The organism is Acinetobacter sp. WU_MDCI_Abxb74 (assembly GCF_025513915.1).
In the GTDB taxonomy this organism is placed as follows: domain Bacteria; phylum Pseudomonadota; class Gammaproteobacteria; order Pseudomonadales; family Moraxellaceae; genus Acinetobacter; species Acinetobacter calcoaceticus_C.
On record NZ_JAHPRP010000001.1, the window covers coordinates 504,237 to 520,357 of the forward strand.

The 16,121-nt window shown below is 35.1% G+C and carries 14 protein-coding genes; 7 read left to right on the top strand and 7 right to left on the bottom strand.

Annotation, left to right across the window (positions count from 1 at the left end):
- Window positions 1–9 precede the first annotated feature (9 nt).
- Window positions 10–1,296 carry an MFS transporter gene (locus KTH84_RS02415; protein WP_262471818.1) on the bottom strand — a complete coding sequence of 429 codons (1,287 nt, stop codon included), beginning with the start codon at window positions 1,294–1,296 and terminating at the stop codon, window positions 10–12.
- A gap of 553 nt (window positions 1,297–1,849) precedes the next feature.
- On the opposite strand from KTH84_RS02415, the gene KTH84_RS02420 reads away from it, so the two are divergent.
- A complete protein-coding gene (locus tag KTH84_RS02420; RefSeq protein ID WP_262471819.1) occupies window positions 1,850–4,024 on the top strand; it encodes a TonB-dependent siderophore receptor in 2,175 nt (724 codons plus the stop codon).
- 58 nt (window positions 4,025–4,082) lie between these two features.
- Here KTH84_RS02420 and KTH84_RS02425 read toward each other — a convergent pair whose 3' ends face one another.
- Window positions 4,083–5,501 carry an aspartate ammonia-lyase gene (locus KTH84_RS02425; protein ID WP_262471820.1) on the bottom strand — a complete coding sequence of 473 codons (1,419 nt, stop codon included), beginning with the start codon at window positions 5,499–5,501 and terminating at the stop codon, window positions 4,083–4,085.
- A 412-nt stretch (window positions 5,502–5,913) separates the two neighbouring features.
- Here KTH84_RS02425 and KTH84_RS02430 point away from each other — a divergent pair, with 412 nt between their 5' ends.
- The 4 genes from KTH84_RS02430 (at window position 5,914) to KTH84_RS02445 (ending at window position 8,995) form a co-directional block, all read left to right on the top strand.
- The gene (locus tag KTH84_RS02430) at window positions 5,914–6,096 is read left to right on the top strand and encodes a hypothetical protein (RefSeq protein WP_042896391.1); all 183 of its coding nucleotides are present in this window, start codon (window positions 5,914–5,916) and stop codon (window positions 6,094–6,096) included.
- 111 nt (window positions 6,097–6,207) lie between these two features.
- Complete coding sequence (locus tag KTH84_RS02435) at window positions 6,208–6,429, top strand: hypothetical protein (protein ID WP_080028261.1); 222 nt, start codon at window positions 6,208–6,210, stop codon at window positions 6,427–6,429.
- Window positions 6,430–6,974: 545 nt separating this feature from the next.
- Window positions 6,975–7,868: a LysR substrate-binding domain-containing protein gene (locus KTH84_RS02440; protein ID WP_262471821.1), complete on the top strand. Its 894-nt coding sequence runs from the start codon at window positions 6,975–6,977 to the stop codon at window positions 7,866–7,868.
- A gap of 233 nt (window positions 7,869–8,101) precedes the next feature.
- Window positions 8,102–8,995: a LysR family transcriptional regulator gene (locus tag KTH84_RS02445; RefSeq protein WP_042896782.1), complete on the top strand. Its 894-nt coding sequence runs from the start codon at window positions 8,102–8,104 to the stop codon at window positions 8,993–8,995.
- A gap of 47 nt (window positions 8,996–9,042) precedes the next feature.
- Here the strand turns inward: KTH84_RS02445 and KTH84_RS02450 are convergent, their stop codons facing one another.
- From KTH84_RS02450 to KTH84_RS02470, 5 genes are all read right to left on the bottom strand, one after another.
- A complete protein-coding gene (locus KTH84_RS02450) occupies window positions 9,043–10,215 on the bottom strand; it encodes a thiolase family protein (RefSeq protein WP_262471822.1) in 1,173 nt (390 codons plus the stop codon).
- 65 nt (window positions 10,216–10,280) lie between these two features.
- A complete protein-coding gene (locus tag KTH84_RS02455) occupies window positions 10,281–11,690 on the bottom strand; it encodes a short-chain fatty acid transporter (protein ID WP_262471823.1) in 1,410 nt (469 codons plus the stop codon).
- 116 nt (window positions 11,691–11,806) lie between these two features.
- Window positions 11,807–12,448 carry a 3-oxoacid CoA-transferase subunit B gene (locus KTH84_RS02460; protein WP_042896384.1) on the bottom strand — a complete coding sequence of 214 codons (642 nt, stop codon included), beginning with the start codon at window positions 12,446–12,448 and terminating at the stop codon, window positions 11,807–11,809.
- A gap of 1 nt (window position 12,449) precedes the next feature.
- On the bottom strand, window positions 12,450–13,154 hold the full coding sequence (locus KTH84_RS02465; RefSeq protein ID WP_016138175.1) for a CoA transferase subunit A: 705 nt from the start codon (window positions 13,152–13,154) through the stop codon (window positions 12,450–12,452).
- 245 nt (window positions 13,155–13,399) lie between these two features.
- Window positions 13,400–14,281: a LysR family transcriptional regulator gene (locus tag KTH84_RS02470; protein ID WP_133973669.1), complete on the bottom strand. Its 882-nt coding sequence runs from the start codon at window positions 14,279–14,281 to the stop codon at window positions 13,400–13,402.
- Between the two features lie 191 nt (window positions 14,282–14,472).
- On the opposite strand from KTH84_RS02470, the gene KTH84_RS02475 reads away from it, so the two are divergent.
- Both KTH84_RS02475 and KTH84_RS02480 read left to right on the top strand, forming a co-directional pair.
- Window positions 14,473–14,874 (top strand): J517_1871 family lipoprotein, encoded by a 402-nt coding sequence (locus KTH84_RS02475; protein ID WP_262471824.1) that lies wholly within the window; start codon window positions 14,473–14,475, stop codon window positions 14,872–14,874.
- Between the two features lie 451 nt (window positions 14,875–15,325).
- Window positions 15,326–15,664: a hypothetical protein gene (locus KTH84_RS02480; RefSeq protein WP_262471825.1), complete on the top strand. Its 339-nt coding sequence runs from the start codon at window positions 15,326–15,328 to the stop codon at window positions 15,662–15,664.
- Window positions 15,665–16,121: the final 457 nt, after the last annotated feature.

Below are 16,121 nucleotides of genomic sequence, written 5' to 3' on the forward strand. Positions count from 1 at the left end.
CTCATTTATTTAATGGTCATGTTCTAAATAATCTGGTTTTTTCGGAAGCGCGAGGCTACATAAGAAACAGATAATGAGCATAACAATGACGTAGATGAAGAAGGTGTTTTCAATTCCAGCAGCTTTAAACTGTAATGCAACCGAAGGTGCCGACCCACCAAAAATGGCATTACCTACTGCATAAGAAAATCCTACGCCCAATGCACGCACATATGGAGGGAACATTTCGGCTTTAACTAAACCACTAATAGATGTATAGAAACTCAAGATCAACATCATAAAAATGAGGAGCAAGGTAATGATGATCGGCGAATCTATATAATTAGGCATTCCGATTGCCATAACGGGATAGATAAAAATCGCAGATAATAAGCTAAAAGCCAACATTGAAGAACGTCGCCCAATACGGTCGGAAATTGAACCAAATACAGGTTGAGCACACATATAGACAAACAACGCGAAGGTCATTATATAACCAACGGTTTTTCCATCCATACCTAAGTTCGTTAAATAGGTTTTTGAATAAACGGTTTCAACATAAAAAGTTAATGAACCAGCAGAGGTATAACCAACCACCAATAAGAATGTTTTCCAGTGTTTTTTAAAGAGTTCTCTTAAACTACCTGATCCCGCACGTTCACTGTCTTGATGAGAAAGCGTTTCTTCTAAGCGACTACGAGCGAGTAAAGATACAATTGCAGCAATACCACCAATAACAAATGGAATACGCCAACCACCATTAAGTAATTGTTCCTCACTCAAAAACGTTAATAAAATTACGCCGAGCAAACTTGCCAGTAATTGACCACCAGAGAGTGTGACGTATTGAAAAGAGGAGTAAAAACCACGTTGACCTTTTAATCCTAATTCACTCATGTAGGTTGCTACGGCGCCATATTCACCACCTACAGATAAACCTTGAAGTAAGCGGACAACGAGTAAAAGAAAAGGAGCAAATAAGCCAACTTGATCATAAGTGGGCAGGGCTGCAAATAAAAAGGAACTCAATGCCATTAAGCAAATAGAAACGACCATTGATTTTTTTCGACCATGTCGATCTGCAATGCGCCCGAATATCCAACTACCAATAGGACGCATGAAAAAACTTGCAGCAAATACACCCCAGACATAAATAGCTTTGGTCGAACTATCCATGTCAGGTGCAGTTAAGGCTTGTGTAAAATAAGCCGCAAAGACTGCATAGATATAAAAGTCAAACCATTCAACAAGGTTACCAGAGGCCGCACCAACAATACCGCGTATTCTGCTACGTTTTTCTTCCTTAGTGTATGTCATATATATTCCGTCAGTTAGCAGAAAAAATAGAAATTTTTAGGTGTACTGAACAGGAAATAGCATGAGTTTTTAAATATCACTCAATCCTGAGCACATCCTTAGAATTCCTCTCCATGCATTTTTTATAATTTTAAATTTTCATTCTAGTGATTGTATGATCTTTTGTTCGATTTAAAGATATTTTTATCGATTATCGAACATTTCCTTAATTTTGTTAGATGATCATCGCACCATAAACTTTATTTAAAATCAAACATCTAATTTATCAACCATATGCGTTATTGTATTCCTCCTTAGTTTTAGTCCTATTTTGAGCTTAGTTTTATTTTGACTATTTGGTAATACTTAAAAAGTTATAGTCTCAATTTCAAAGAAAATAAATAAAATTCATATAATGATCACGCTTTATTACATAAAATTCAGTTGATCTAAAAATTATATAATTTGTTGTTTCTGGATATTTGTCCCTGTATTCTTTCGAGGCTAAAAATATGGAAGATCTCCGACTTTTAGCACACTTATATTATGCACGGTAGGGGCAGGTAGTTATTCAATGGACAGACACTCGTTAAATCTTCACTTCATAACATGTTCTAAAACAGCATTGGCTTCATCTATTGCACTGATGACATCTGTAGTCTATGCAAATGAAGCGGAGGTTTCACAGCTCCCAACTATTACCGTCAATGCCACCCAAAACGTTGACGCTTTGTATTCCTCAAAAAAAGTTGATTTATCTGGTTTTCAAACAAGCGATATTAAAAAAATTCCTGCCTCCATCACAACAATTACATCTGAGCGCATAGCAGATCAACACGCAAAAACACTGACTGATGTTATTAAAAATGATTCATCGTTAGGGGATGGCTACGCTGCAATTGGGTACTATCCTAATTTTGTGGCTCGAGGTTTTACACTCGATTTAGGCTCAAGTTATCTCATTAATGGCCATAACATTCGTGGTGAACAAAACGTTGCTTTAGAAAATAAAGAGCGAGTAGAAATTTTAAAAGGAATTTCTGCTATTCAAAGTGGAATGTCGACTCCAGGTGGTGTTGTCAACTATGTGACCAAAAGACCTGCCGATGTTAAGAGTATTACCGTCGATGCAAATTCAGAAGGTGGTTATACATTTGCAACGGATGTAGGCGGCTTTTTGAATGATAAGTTTGGCTATCGAATAAATTTAGCTCATGAAAGTATTCACCCAAATGTCGATCATGCAAATGGTAAACGTGAGTTCGGTTCGGTTGCTTTAGACTGGAAAATTAATGATCGCTCTAAACTACTGTTTGATATTGAAGCTCAGCATCAAAGCCAACGCTCAGTGCCGGGCTATCAACTGCTTGATGGGCAAGTGCCAACAAATGTTGATGCAGACCGTTTATTGGGTTATCAGTCTTGGAGCAAGCCTGTTGTAAATAACAGCGTAAATTCAAGCTTGAAATATCAATATGCCTTTAACGATCAGTGGAATGGCAGCTTAAGTGCATCGCAAAGCCGTGTTGTGATTGATGATAATAGTGCTTTCCCATGGGGATGTTATAACGATAATTGTGAAGTTACTGGTTTAGGCAATACTTTTGATAAACACGGTAATTACGATATTTACGATTTTCGTAGCCCAGATGACACACGTATTACCAACCAGTTTGCTGCTGGGTTAAATGGTCAATTCAATACTGGCAACATTCAGCATCAAGTTGCTTTCGAATTACAAAATACTTATAAAACCTTAAAGCACCATACACCTCTGAATGTAGCGGTAGGAACAGGCAATATCTATCAAGATACGATTGACTACAGTCCATCATCAGACAGCTTAGGCGATCGTTACAAAGCTCTAGAAAGCAATCAGACTGCATTTACCCTATCAGACCGAGTTCAATTTAACGATCAATGGTCAACTCTACTAGGTGGAAAACTTATTCACCTTGATGAGCAAGCTTATAATTCAGATGGGCAGCAAAGCCGAGATACGGATTTAAATAAGTTCTTACCACAATTAGCGCTCATGTATAGCCCAACTGCTACGTCTAATCTTTATGCTTCATATGCCAAAGGTTTATCGGATGGTAGTGAAGCACCTTGGTTTGCTAATAATGCTCTTGAAATTTTATCACCTAGAAATTCTGAACAATTTGAACTTGGTATTAAGCAACAAGTACAAAACTTCTTGCTAACAGCTGCTATTTTTGATTTAAAACAGGATAATCAATATAGCAAAGTCAATGCCGATGGAACTTTCGATTTTATTGAGCAAGGTGAACAGCACAATCAAGGTATTGAATTAGGTTTAACAGGTGCATTAACAGATACCATTGACCTAAGCTCAGGTATTACCTATACCAAATCTCGCCTTGTTGATATTGATAGTGACAGCTACAAAGGTCATCAAACTCAAAATGTACCGAAAGTACGGGCAACTGCTCAGTTATCTTATAAAGTACCTTCAGTTGAAGGTTTAAGATTACTCAGTGGTATGCAATATAGTAGTAGTAAATATGCAAACAAAGAGGCAACTGCAAAAGTAGGTGGATATAGCGTCTTTAATATTGGTGCTGCCTATAAAACAAATTTTGCTGGGCATGACACGACGTTTAGACTCAATATTGATAACTTATTTAATAAGAAATATTGGCGTGATGTAGGCGCATTTATGGGCGATGACTACTTATTCTTGGGTAATCCTCGTACAGCTCAATTCTCTACAACTTTTAATTTTTAAAATTTATAAAACAAATAAAAAAAGGAGCTTATAAAAGCTCCTTTTTTTATTTCAGGAATTAAGCCGACATTTTTGGTTTAACCATATTATTAATCGACAAGATATCATCAAGCACTTGTGCCGATAATAAGCCTTCGTTCTGAACTAAAGCCAATACACTTTGTCCAGTTTCGTTTGCAGTTTTAGCAATACGAGTTGTAGTTTCATAACCCAAATATGGGTTAAGTGCAGTCACAATACCAATTGAATTTTCAACTAAAGCTTTACAATGCTCAGGGTTCGCCGTAATCGTATCAATACATTTACTTTGGAACATTGTCATCGCGTTACCAAGCAAATCCATCGATTCAAATAGTTTGAATGCAATAAGTGGTTCCATTGCATTCAACTGTAATTGACCAGCTTCAGCGGCTAAAGTTACAGCTAAATCATTTGCAATAATCTGGAAGCAAGCAAGGTTCATCGCTTCTGGAATAACTGGGTTTACTTTACCTGGCATAATTGAACTACCAGGTTGACGTGCTTCTAGGTTAATTTCGTTAATGCCGGTACGGGGTCCACTTGAAAGTAAACGTAAGTCGTTAGCAATTTTCGATAGCTTAGTTGCTGTGCGTTTTAATAAACCGGATAAAAGAACGAAATCGCCCATATCTGAAGTTGCTTCGATTAAATCAGGAGATGACTTAATTTTCTTACCAGAGATTTTTGCAAGCGCTTGGATCGCAAGTTCGCGATAGTTAAATTCAGTGGTAATGCCTGTACCAATCGCTGTGCCACCAAGGTTCATGTAAGCTAAAACATTTGGAATAAGCGTATTAATTTGCTCAAGGTCTTTTTGTAAGGTTACTGCAAAAGCTCCAAACTCTTGACCCAATGTCATTGGTACAGCATCTTGCAACTGAGTACGACCCATTTTTAAGATGTGAGCAAATTCTTGAGACTTGTTACGGAAACTTAAAATTAAGTTATTAAAAGGGAGATTCAATTCGTCTAAATTTAATAATAAGCCTAAACGAATTGCAGTAGGGTACACGTCATTTGTAGACTGTGACATGTTGATATCATTATTAGGGTGTAAATATTGATATTGGCCTTTTGCGTGTCCCATATATTCTAAAGCAACATTCGCCAATACTTCATTTGCATTCATGTTGGTTGAAGTACCAGCACCACCTTGCAACATATCGATCGGGAATTGATCATGAAAATTACCGCGAATAAGTTGATTACAACTATATTCAATTGCTTCAAATTTAGTTTGATCTAAGCTTTTAAGATTATGATTCGCTTCAGCACAAGCAAGTTTTACCATTGCTAACGCTTTAATTAAATGAGGGAAATTTCCAACTTTGCTTTGAGTTAAGTTAAAGTTTTCTAGAGCACGTAATGTTTGAACTCCGTAATAATCATTATTATTGATTTCTCTATAACCAATAAGATCCTTCTCAATACGGGTGGTAATTTCAGCGTTCATCATTAAACTTCGAATTAGTAGAGTAGATAATTCATATTAGATTTCGAAATGCTTCACTTCTAATGCATTTATCAAGTTAATTATGCATTTTTTGCATATCAAATTTTTTCTTTTCTAAACCTAAAAATAAAAAAACTTTTTCTTTGCTAATTAAATCTAAATTTTATTTTTTAAATTAATGGCTTACTGTTTAGTTAAATTTAATGTATAAAATTACTGAATGAACTAAATGATCATGTAATTAAAAAAATAACTGTATACAAAATTTTAGACTTATTAATTTAAATGAAATATCAAGTAAATTAACGAGGCTAATAGCACAGAGAGTGTAGCTTATCTAACAAATTTATATAAAAATGTGATGCATTTCACATAAAAGGCACTATAATACAAAAAAATCCTAGTTTTTAAGTTTATGTTAAAAGTCACAGCTGCATTAATTATTTTGGGTAGTTTTACATACTATGTACTTTTCCATGGTGAAGAGAAGAGTGAGTCTAAAACCTCTCGTCTGCTTAAAGAAGCTGAGCAGTCTATTGCCTCTGCAGAAACCTCTGTAAACAAGGCAAATAATATCGTAGCCATATCTTATAAATAGCTACGATTACTCAGCTCAACTATTTTATATTATCCATCAAAATATTGTTTTATCTAAGTTTTATTAAATTTTAGGTAAAAGACTGTATGTATAGAGACAAAATTCATGAGAATGAAGTTTATCGCCTATGATCCCAATTCTGGGGAAAAAGTAAGCTTAAAAGAGCATATCCATCAAATGGATAAATACACCACATATATCTTTTTTAGCGATGAAAAAGATAATATGGTATTTAATCCACAGAAAAAGCAAGTTTTTGAAATTACTCAATATACTTCTAACATGATGGTTGAAATTTCAAGAAAGCTATATTATCTCATTGGGGAATATTAGAAATTTGTTTCGGTCTGATTTGGGATAGCTACTTTAGTAGAATAGTCAGGTTTCTTTAGTGGAACTATACTGCAAATATATCTTCTGATTTGAAAGAATTCATTAGGTCAGAAAGCTTAAATCCTGAAATGATCAAAATAGTAATATTTTAGTTTTACAGTCCGTATTCTTCCCCAAGGTGCGGACTTTTTTTATCAAAATTAAAACATGAAGAAACTATAGGATCATTCTTATTTTTTATTAAGGTTGAATTATTCATTTACTAGCGTTATGTCTAATTTAATTGTTGATTTAAAATAATTTTTATTAGAAGAATTTTATATTTGTATGAGTTGTAGAGTTAAATCAAAGTCTTTTATTCTCTTACGCTCTTTTCTATGTCAGAATTATTAAATACTTATTTTTATCGTTTGGCTTTGCCATTCTTCCATCGCATTTTTGCAGGTACTCCCATGTTTTATATTTTTCATTCATCTATTCAGCTATTTCTTCAGCTTCCCAACAAGATAAATTAAGGACATAACTATAAAAAGGGAATGCATAAAATGAACTTAGAAGTACGTTGGGTAGAAGATCTTTTGACATTAGAGCGAGAGCGTTCTATTTCAAAAGCAGCAGAAAAACGATTTATTAGTCAATCCGCTTTTACGCGTAGAATTCAGCAATTAGAAGAGATGATTGGAGCTGAAGTTATTATTAGAAATAATAAAAATAATATTGAATTTACAGACATCGGGCGAATTATGCTGGTTATGTCTAAAAATATTGAGAAGCAGGTGGAAGAGACCGCTAAGCTGATTAAAAATATTAAAAATGAAACCGAATCTACTATTCGTTTTTGTGTGGTTCACTCACTAGCTTCCGGTTTTTTAACGACTTTTTTGAAAAAATTTCCAACGTTTATGCGTGATTTAAAAATTGAAATTGTAGCGACAAATAGTGGCGAGGGTTTATCTCTTTTAAAAGAAGGTGCCTGCGATTTTATGATTTGTTATGCAGACCGATCTCATATTAACCGTGTTGGTGATGATATTTTAAGTGGAATCAAGATTGCTGAAACAGAGATTGTTCCTGTATCGGCTACTGAAGCAAACCATACGCCTAAGCATACAATTCAGAATAATTTTTCATTGCTTGCTTATAGTAAACATGCTTATTTGCGAAAATTAGTAGACCAACTGATCGAAGGTAAACTGATTTATAAAACCTTATACGAAACTGATAATGCAACTAATTTGAAAGAGCTGGTATTACAAGGTTTAGGTGTCGCATGGATTCCAAAAATCAATGTAGAAGAAGATCTTGCTAACGGAAAATTGGTTATGTTAGATCATCATGAGTATTGTCTTCCCCAAGATATTTACATTTTTAAAAATAATTTGAGTGATAACAAAGCAGTCCAGCAAATCTGGAAGGGCTTCCAAACTCAGCCTGATTAAAATTTATAAGGATATGTATTGTATTCAACATATTTACATACAAAGTAATCAATTAAAGCGCCCATACCTTTGTCTTTATGATGAAAGGCTTTATAAAGCATTGCTCATGGTCTAGATTCTTTGTTAATTTAGACCATATATCAATAATTCAAAAATCTAGTGAGCATTTCTATATATGCTGTACCTGATTTCATTCCTTTTGAATGGATTATTTGATCCAGACGGAGACAATTTTGTTTGATCTAGATAGTAGATTACTAAATATTTTTTATCACATTTATCGGTTTAAAAGCGTTTCAATGGCTGCTGATGCGATTGGCCTCACACAACCGAGTGTTAGTAATGGACTGAACAAAATCCGTCAGCATTTTAATGACCCGCTTTTTATTCGTGTTGGGAATGAAATGATTCCAACCGAATTGGCTAAAGAAATCTTTCCACTCATTAGTGAAGTTATTGATAAAGTTGAAAGTATTAACAACTTTAGTGTGAACTTTGACCCACTTACTTCGGATCAACTTTTTACTATTGCGATGACTGATGTATCTCATCTGGTCTTATTGCCGCAATTAACAAACTATTTAAAAGAGAAGGCCCCTTTAATCCGTTTGAATATTCGGCCGATTACACCAGAAACTAGTTATCAAATGGCAAATGGTGAAATTGACCTTGCAATTGGCTTTTTACCTCAATTGGAAGAAGGCTTTTATCAACAGAAGTTTTTCAAACAACATTATGTGGTGATTAGCTCTAAGAGCCATCCTCGTTTAGATCCAAATAATTTTACTTTAGAGGACTATATGCGTGAATATCATATCGATATTGATGCAGGGATCGGTCACTACCACATTAAAAATGAATTACAGAACAAGGGGTTGGATAGAAATATTCTAATCCGTTTACCAAGTTATCTAGGGGTAGGATTAGTCGTTCAAGAAACAGATGCGATTGCAACTGTGCCGTACTATTTGAGCCAAGTCTTATTGGTGAGAGAAAATTTACAGATTTTACCAGCACCTCTCGACTTCCCAACTTATGATGTTAAACAACATTGGCATATGTCTTGCCATCATAAAAGTAGCCACAAATGGTTCCGTCAAACCTGTTATGAACTTTTTAAAGTCTAAAAAAGAAGATGTAAGAAAAACTCTTACATCTTCTTTGTTTTGAATTTTTAGATTTCAATTGCGACTGCTGTAGCTTCACCGCCACCAATACATAACGCAGCAACACCTTTCTTTTTACCTAAGCGTTTTAAAGCATAGATAAGAGAAAGGATAATTCTTGAACCAGTTGCGCCAATTGGGTGTCCTAAAGCACATGCACCACCATGTATGTTAACTTTTGCTTCATCGATACCTAAGTCGTGAATTGGTGCCATTGCAACCATTGCAAAAGCTTCATTAATTTCCCAAGCATCTACCTCGTCAACAGACCAGCCAGCACGCTCAAGTACTTTTTGAATCGCACTAATCGGAGCAATTGTAAATTCGCTTGGATGCTGTGAATGGGTCGAAGTTGCAACAATTTTTGCTAAAGTATTTAAACCATGCTCTTTTGCATATTCTTCAGTAGTGAGTACTAATGCAGCAGCACCATCAGAAATTGAGCTTGAGTTTGCAGCTGTAATTGTACCGTCTTTGCTAAAGGCAGGGCGTAATGTTGGGATTTTCTCAAGATTCGCTTTTAATGGTTGCTCATCTTGATCGATAACTTCGGTACCTTTACGAGTTTTTACTTCAACAGGAACAATCTCTTCTTTGAAGTAACCTTGTGTAATGGCAGTTTGCGCTTTTTTCAGTGAAGAAATCGCAAAGTTATCCATTTGCTCACGTGTAAAGCCTTTGGTATTTGCCATGTCTTGCGCAAAAGAACCCATCAATCGACCCGTTTCAGCATCTTCAAGACCATCTAAAAACATATGATCTTTAATTTCGCCATGGCCCATACGGTAGCCGCCACGTGCTTTTGGCAAAATATATGGAGCATTACTCATGGACTCCATCCCACCCGTAACAATAATGTTAGCACTACCAGCTTTTAAGGTGTCTGATGCCATTAACACTGCTTTCATGGCAGAACCGCAAAGTTTATTAATGGTGACTGCACCTACATGATCAGGTACACCAGCTTTACGCATAGCCTGACGAGCAGGCCCTTGACCTATGCCTGCACTCAATACACAACCAAAAATAACTTCATCTACTTGTTTAGGGGAAACACCTGCGCGTTGGATCGATTCGCGAATGACAGCAGCACCAAGTTCTGGTGCAGTTAAAGCCGATAGGCTGCCTTGAAAACCGCCCATTGCAGTACGGCTACCTGAAACTATAACAATTGAACTCATCTTAATATCTCTTATTGATGTATTTGCTAAATTTACCTTTAGCTGAAACTAAAGGCGCCAGTAAATTAAAAAGTGGGTGGGGTGTAGCTAAGCGTTCTTCCAAAGAACCACAATAAAAATAAAACTAAAGGAAAATGCACGACGAGCTGAGTGACTGTAAAACCAATCACATCTTTTGCTTTTAGTTTTAGAATGCCTAACATTGGAAGCATAAAGAATGGATTGATTAAATTCGGTAAAGCTTCGGCTGCATTATAAATTTGTACAGACCAGCCTAAATGAACTTTTAAATCATTTGCTGCTTGCATGACATATGGGGCTTCAATAATCCATTTTCCACCGCCAGATGGCACGAAGAACCCAAGGATGGCGGAGTAAATTCCCATCACAATTGCAAAGGTTTCTTTTGAAGCGATTGAGACGAAAAACTCGGCAACATAGTGTGACAGCGATAAATCCTGACTGTTTAAAGCTTGCGTCATGATAAATGCAATACTTCCGTACAACGGGAACTGGATTAAAATGCCTGATACAGCTGGAACTCCCTTTGAAACAGCATTTAAGAAGTTTCGTGGTGTTCCATGTAACGCTAACCCAAGCATTAAAAACACAAAGTTGTAAGTGTTTAGGCTTGAAATGGCAATGATCGGATTACTTTTTGAAAATTCAAAAAACATCCAGATTAAGCCTAAAGCCACCACAATAATCGTTAAAATAGGCGAGTTTTCTAACCAGTCACCCGGACGAGTAGATTTTTCCTCATGTGGCTTTTCTTCTTCAAACTGAATGTCAAAACTTTCAATCGTTTTAACATTATTGCCTTTTGGCGCTGACCAATACGCGATTGCGATTGAAACAATCACCAGAATAATGGTCATCGCAATTGATTGCCAAAGAAAGATGGTTTCTGTAAATGGAATAACACCGGTCAAATTATAAATCGACTCAGGCAAACTGCTTTTATTCGCTTGAAGCTGTGCTGCTGAAGAACTGATCCCTAATGCCCAAGTTGCACCCATACCAATAATCGCAGCCGCTGCGGCAGCACGATAATCCATATTCAGCTCTTTACGCTTCGCTAATGCGATCACCAAAAGTGCAGTAAGTATGGTACTTACCGCCCAATTGACCAGTGAAATTAACAAGCTGACAGTTGCAACCAAAACAATAGCACCACGCCCAGAATTTGGAATATGCGCCATTTTTTGAATCAGGAATTTTATTGGCTTAGATACAGAAACGACATAACCCACAATAATCAGCATGGTCATTTGTAGGGTAAAGGGAATAAGACTCCAGAAACCGTTACCGAAAGAAGTTGCTACATCTTGAATTGGGGCACCAATACCCAAAGCGGCAATAGAGACAATAATGACGCCGAGTAGTGCAAAAATATACGAATCTGGAAACCACTTTTCAGACCAATCACTAATCCGAAGGGCAAATCTTTCAAAAATTCCTTGCTGTTTTTCCATAGCTGAAAAAATCCTTCTCGTTCTTATTCATTAACAGCACATCCGGTGCTTAAAAGGGTTAAGACTTAAGCTCACTTTCTAACTTAAGTCTTATAGGGCGAACTAAAAATTAAAATTTATGCGACTAAGGTTTTATAGAATTCGACACCTGTAACAGCTTGAATCTGTTCAAGTGTGACATCTTTAGCAAGTTCAATCAGTTCAACACCTTGTGGAGTAATGTCCATTACACCTAAGTCAGTAATTACGCGGTGCACAACACCTTTACCGGTTAAAGGTAAACTACAGTTTTTCACAATTTTTGGCGTACCATCTTTTGCACAATGTTCCATAAGAACAACAACTTTTTGGACACCAACAACCAAGTCCATCGCGCCGCCCATACCTTTGACTTTCTTACCCGGAATCATCCAGTTGGCCAAGTCTCCATTTTCGGAAACTTCCATTGCACCTAAAATTGCAATGTTTACATGGCCGCCACGGATCATGGCAAATGAAGCTGAGCTTGAGAAAAAAGCAGCGCCAGCGCGAGCAGTAACCGTTTGTTTACCTGCATTAATTAAATCGGCATCAACAGTTTCTTCAGTTGGAAACTCGCCAATACCTAATAAACCGTTTTCAGATTGAAGCCAAACATTAATATTTTCAGGAATATAATTGGCAACTAGGGTAGGTAAGCCAATACCCAAATTGACATAAAAACCATCTTCAAGTTCTTTTGCAGCACGTTGTGCCATTTCATTGCGTGACCAAGCCATTTTATACTGCCTCCGTGCTTAAAGTTTTATGTTCAATACGCTTTTCAGGTGATGCATTAAGTACAATACGATTTACATAGATACCTGCCAAATGGATTTCATCTGGATCTAACTCACCGATTTCAACAACTTGTTCAACTTCTGCAATCGTAATTTTTCCAGCCATTGCGCATTCAGGGTTAAAGTTCTGAGCAGTTTTACGGAATACCAAATTACCCGCTTTATCTGCCTTATATGCTTTAACAAGTGCGATATCCGCTGTTAATGATTCTTCTAAAATATAGTTTTTGCCTTTAAAGGTACGTTCTTCTTTACCTTCAGCAATCAGTGTGCCTACACCAGTTTGAGTGTAAAATGCAGGAATACCAGCACCACCAGCACGTAACTTTTCAGCTAAGGTCCCTTGTGGAGTGAGTTCTACGTCAAGTTCACCATTTAAATATTGGCGCTCAAATTCTTTATTTTCTCCCACATAAGAAGAGATCATTTTTTTAATCTGTTTAGTTTGAAGCAAAATACCTAAACCAAAATCATCTACACCTGCGTTATTTGAAATACAAGTAAGACCAGTTACGCCACTTTGCTTAACTGCAACAATCAGTTTTTCCGGAATTCCGCATAAACCAAAACCACCAACGGCAAGTGTTTGATTATCTGCAATAACATCTTTTAGTGCTGCCTCTGCATTGGCATAAACTTTATTCATTCTATTATTTTCCTATATCCCTTAGTAATCTTACTTTTAGCATCTCAATTTGTATTATAGAAGTTAATTTTTTTAAAGGATTAATAAGTATAATCAATGAATGCTATCAAATTAACAACAAAAGATCAGAAGCATACAAAGCTAAAATCTTTTAAAATATTGTCTCAGGTTATTGAAAAATATAATAATTAAGAAATTCACCTTGGCCGTAAGCTTATCTCATCCTAAAATCCAGTATTTAATTTTTAAAATTTATATTGAATCAATGCCTCAATAAATTGAGTAGAAATATTTGAAATTTCAAAATTCTTTTTATAAACAATTCCAACGGTCTTACGAATAGTTTCGTCTTTTAATTCGATTAATACATTATGTTCTTTATTAATATGTTTCGCAAAATGCCTTGGAATCGCACTTACCCCAATTCCGTAAGCAACAAAGCTCGAAAGCGATGAAATTTGATGGCATTCAACTTTTAAATCAAGCGTCATATTATTTCGCAAACAATTCTGCTCAACTAAATATCGAACAATTGAAGGCTTTTGCAATGTAACGAATGGATTTGAACAAAGCTCTTGCCATGTAATAGAATCAGAGTCGGCAAGAGGATGATTTTTAGGTAATAAGGCTAAGAAATCTTCCTCAAACAAAGGTTTAAACTCTAAGCCTTCGGTAAGATCAGGCTCAAAACAAATACCCAGTTCAAAAATACCATCTTGTACTTTTTCTATAATGGTCTCATTGGGAATATCTTGAATTGAAAAGTTCAGATTGGGATGAAGTGCTAAAAATTGATGAATCACCTCTGGCAGAATTGCATGAGTCACAAATGGCATTGAGGCAATACTTAATGTTCCACGATTAAGCTTAAAGCGTTGTTTAACATCGTTTTCCATTTCCTCCCAATTGGCAAGTAATTTTTTAGCATAGGGAATGAGGGATTTGCCTTCCTGAGTAAGTTCAACACGACGTGTATTACGGTTAAATAGTTTCCCGCCTAATTCTTCCTCTAAGCTTTTAATGGTGAGGCTTAAAGCAGATTGGCTTAGATGTAACTCTAAAGATGCATTGGCATAGTTGAGTGTCCGCGCAAGGGCTAAAAAAGCTTTTAGTTGTTTAAGCGTCATTTCATTCCTTTAGATTGCTCAGCTCACCTAGAAGGGTAATTTATACGAAAACTTGTCTAATATGATGTTTTTTGACAAAAAATATGAAAAAGAAAGTGCAAAACAATAGGCTGAACTACTTAAGTCACCTTCGGGTAGTTTTCTATTTTCCGATCTGGTAAATTTTACTCATAACTAAAATGGATAATTTCATGAAAAAGATATTTGCATTAAGCTTGTTTTTTTTATTAAGTGGGTGTGTAACTCCAACTAATCATATGATTAATAATAAATTTAGTGAAGTGGAAGCTTCAACACTTCCAGTATCAGGTATATGGACAATTTCTATTGGCCCAAGCATATCAACAATAAAACTTGATTCAGATGGCAACGGAATACTTTGTGACGATACCAGTGGGCATGTTGTATTCAACAAAGTTAAGTATGCAAATAATATAATTTACATTCAAAATGGTATGACTCTAGAAGTGAAGCTTTTAAACAGAGATATACTCGAAGCTAGAATAACTCTGAGTGCCTCTAATTCAAACATGGTCTACAAAGCCGATAATGACTTAAAGGCAGCTTCATTGAAGTGCGCTAAAGAATTATAGATAACCGTCTTCATAAACAAACAGTCGTTTTTTATTGCTTGAGTGAATGTAAAGATGGCACAAGAATTACGTCTGGTCATTGTTGTTGATTCGCAAGTTACATTGCTATTAAGAGATTTAGAAAATTTGGTTAAGTTTAAAGCAGATTTTGTAATAAATTGTGGTAGATTCTTAATAATTAAAGTTTTGATAATATTTTAATGTACCATTGCGGGATTATAAAAAATAAAATCTCTAAGGTAAAATGAAATGAATAAGATAACCCTAATTTTACTAGCCGCTCTTCTTTTTTGTATTTTAGCTAACTATGAAAGTTTTAACTTATTAAAACTTCATGAAACTGCCAGTAGTGAAATTAACAAAACTCTTCCTAAAAACTAATCCACCTAAGGGTGGTTTTTTTATATCTTAAGTTCTTAAATTTTAATTATTAATAATAAAGGGTATTTTCATGAGAAAAACTTTAATTGGAGCTTTATTCTTAACGTTTGGAGCCTCGGTAAGTGCGGCATCAAAAATTGAAAAAGAGGAAACAAAAAAATTTTCAACAATGAAGCAATGTATTGAATGGTTAGATTCTAAATATCCAAATAGCAAATGGCATAAAGACAGTGGTGCTTCTTGGAATTTAGAAAATGATAATTCAAATTTTTTATCTGGGATTACGCATGTTCCGAGTGACGAAAATAGAAAATTGACCCATCCGATTGCGATTTATTGCAAATTAAAAGAAACAAGTACCGAAGGTCTTTTCTATGAAGGAAAGTATATCGTTATAGAAGCTATTTAATTTCAAACTTTAACTGACCAAACCCATTCAATGAGTGGGTTTTTTATTTTCTGGAAGAAAGTAAAATGGTGTAAGAGTCCCACTTGGTCATAGTTACATCCTATCTTTTCTTTAAATTACTCAACTCACCTAGAAGGGTAAGTTATATGAAAATTCTTCTAATATGATATTTCTGAAAAAATTAAAGAATATTTATTAAATTATTTTAAAAAATATATTATTTAATTGTCTTTGTTAAATAATATGGAGGTATTAATATAATTTACTCAATAATTAATTAGTTTTATAAAACAATAGTAATTCTTTAAATAATTAAATTTTACCAATTAAATAATATAAGTATTTGTATTTTATATATTATTTTAAAATTTAAATAAATTACATTGTTTTTAAATATTTTAGTGATATTTTATTTTTAAGCTCATTTACCTATTACCAAGCATAGATATTGAGATTT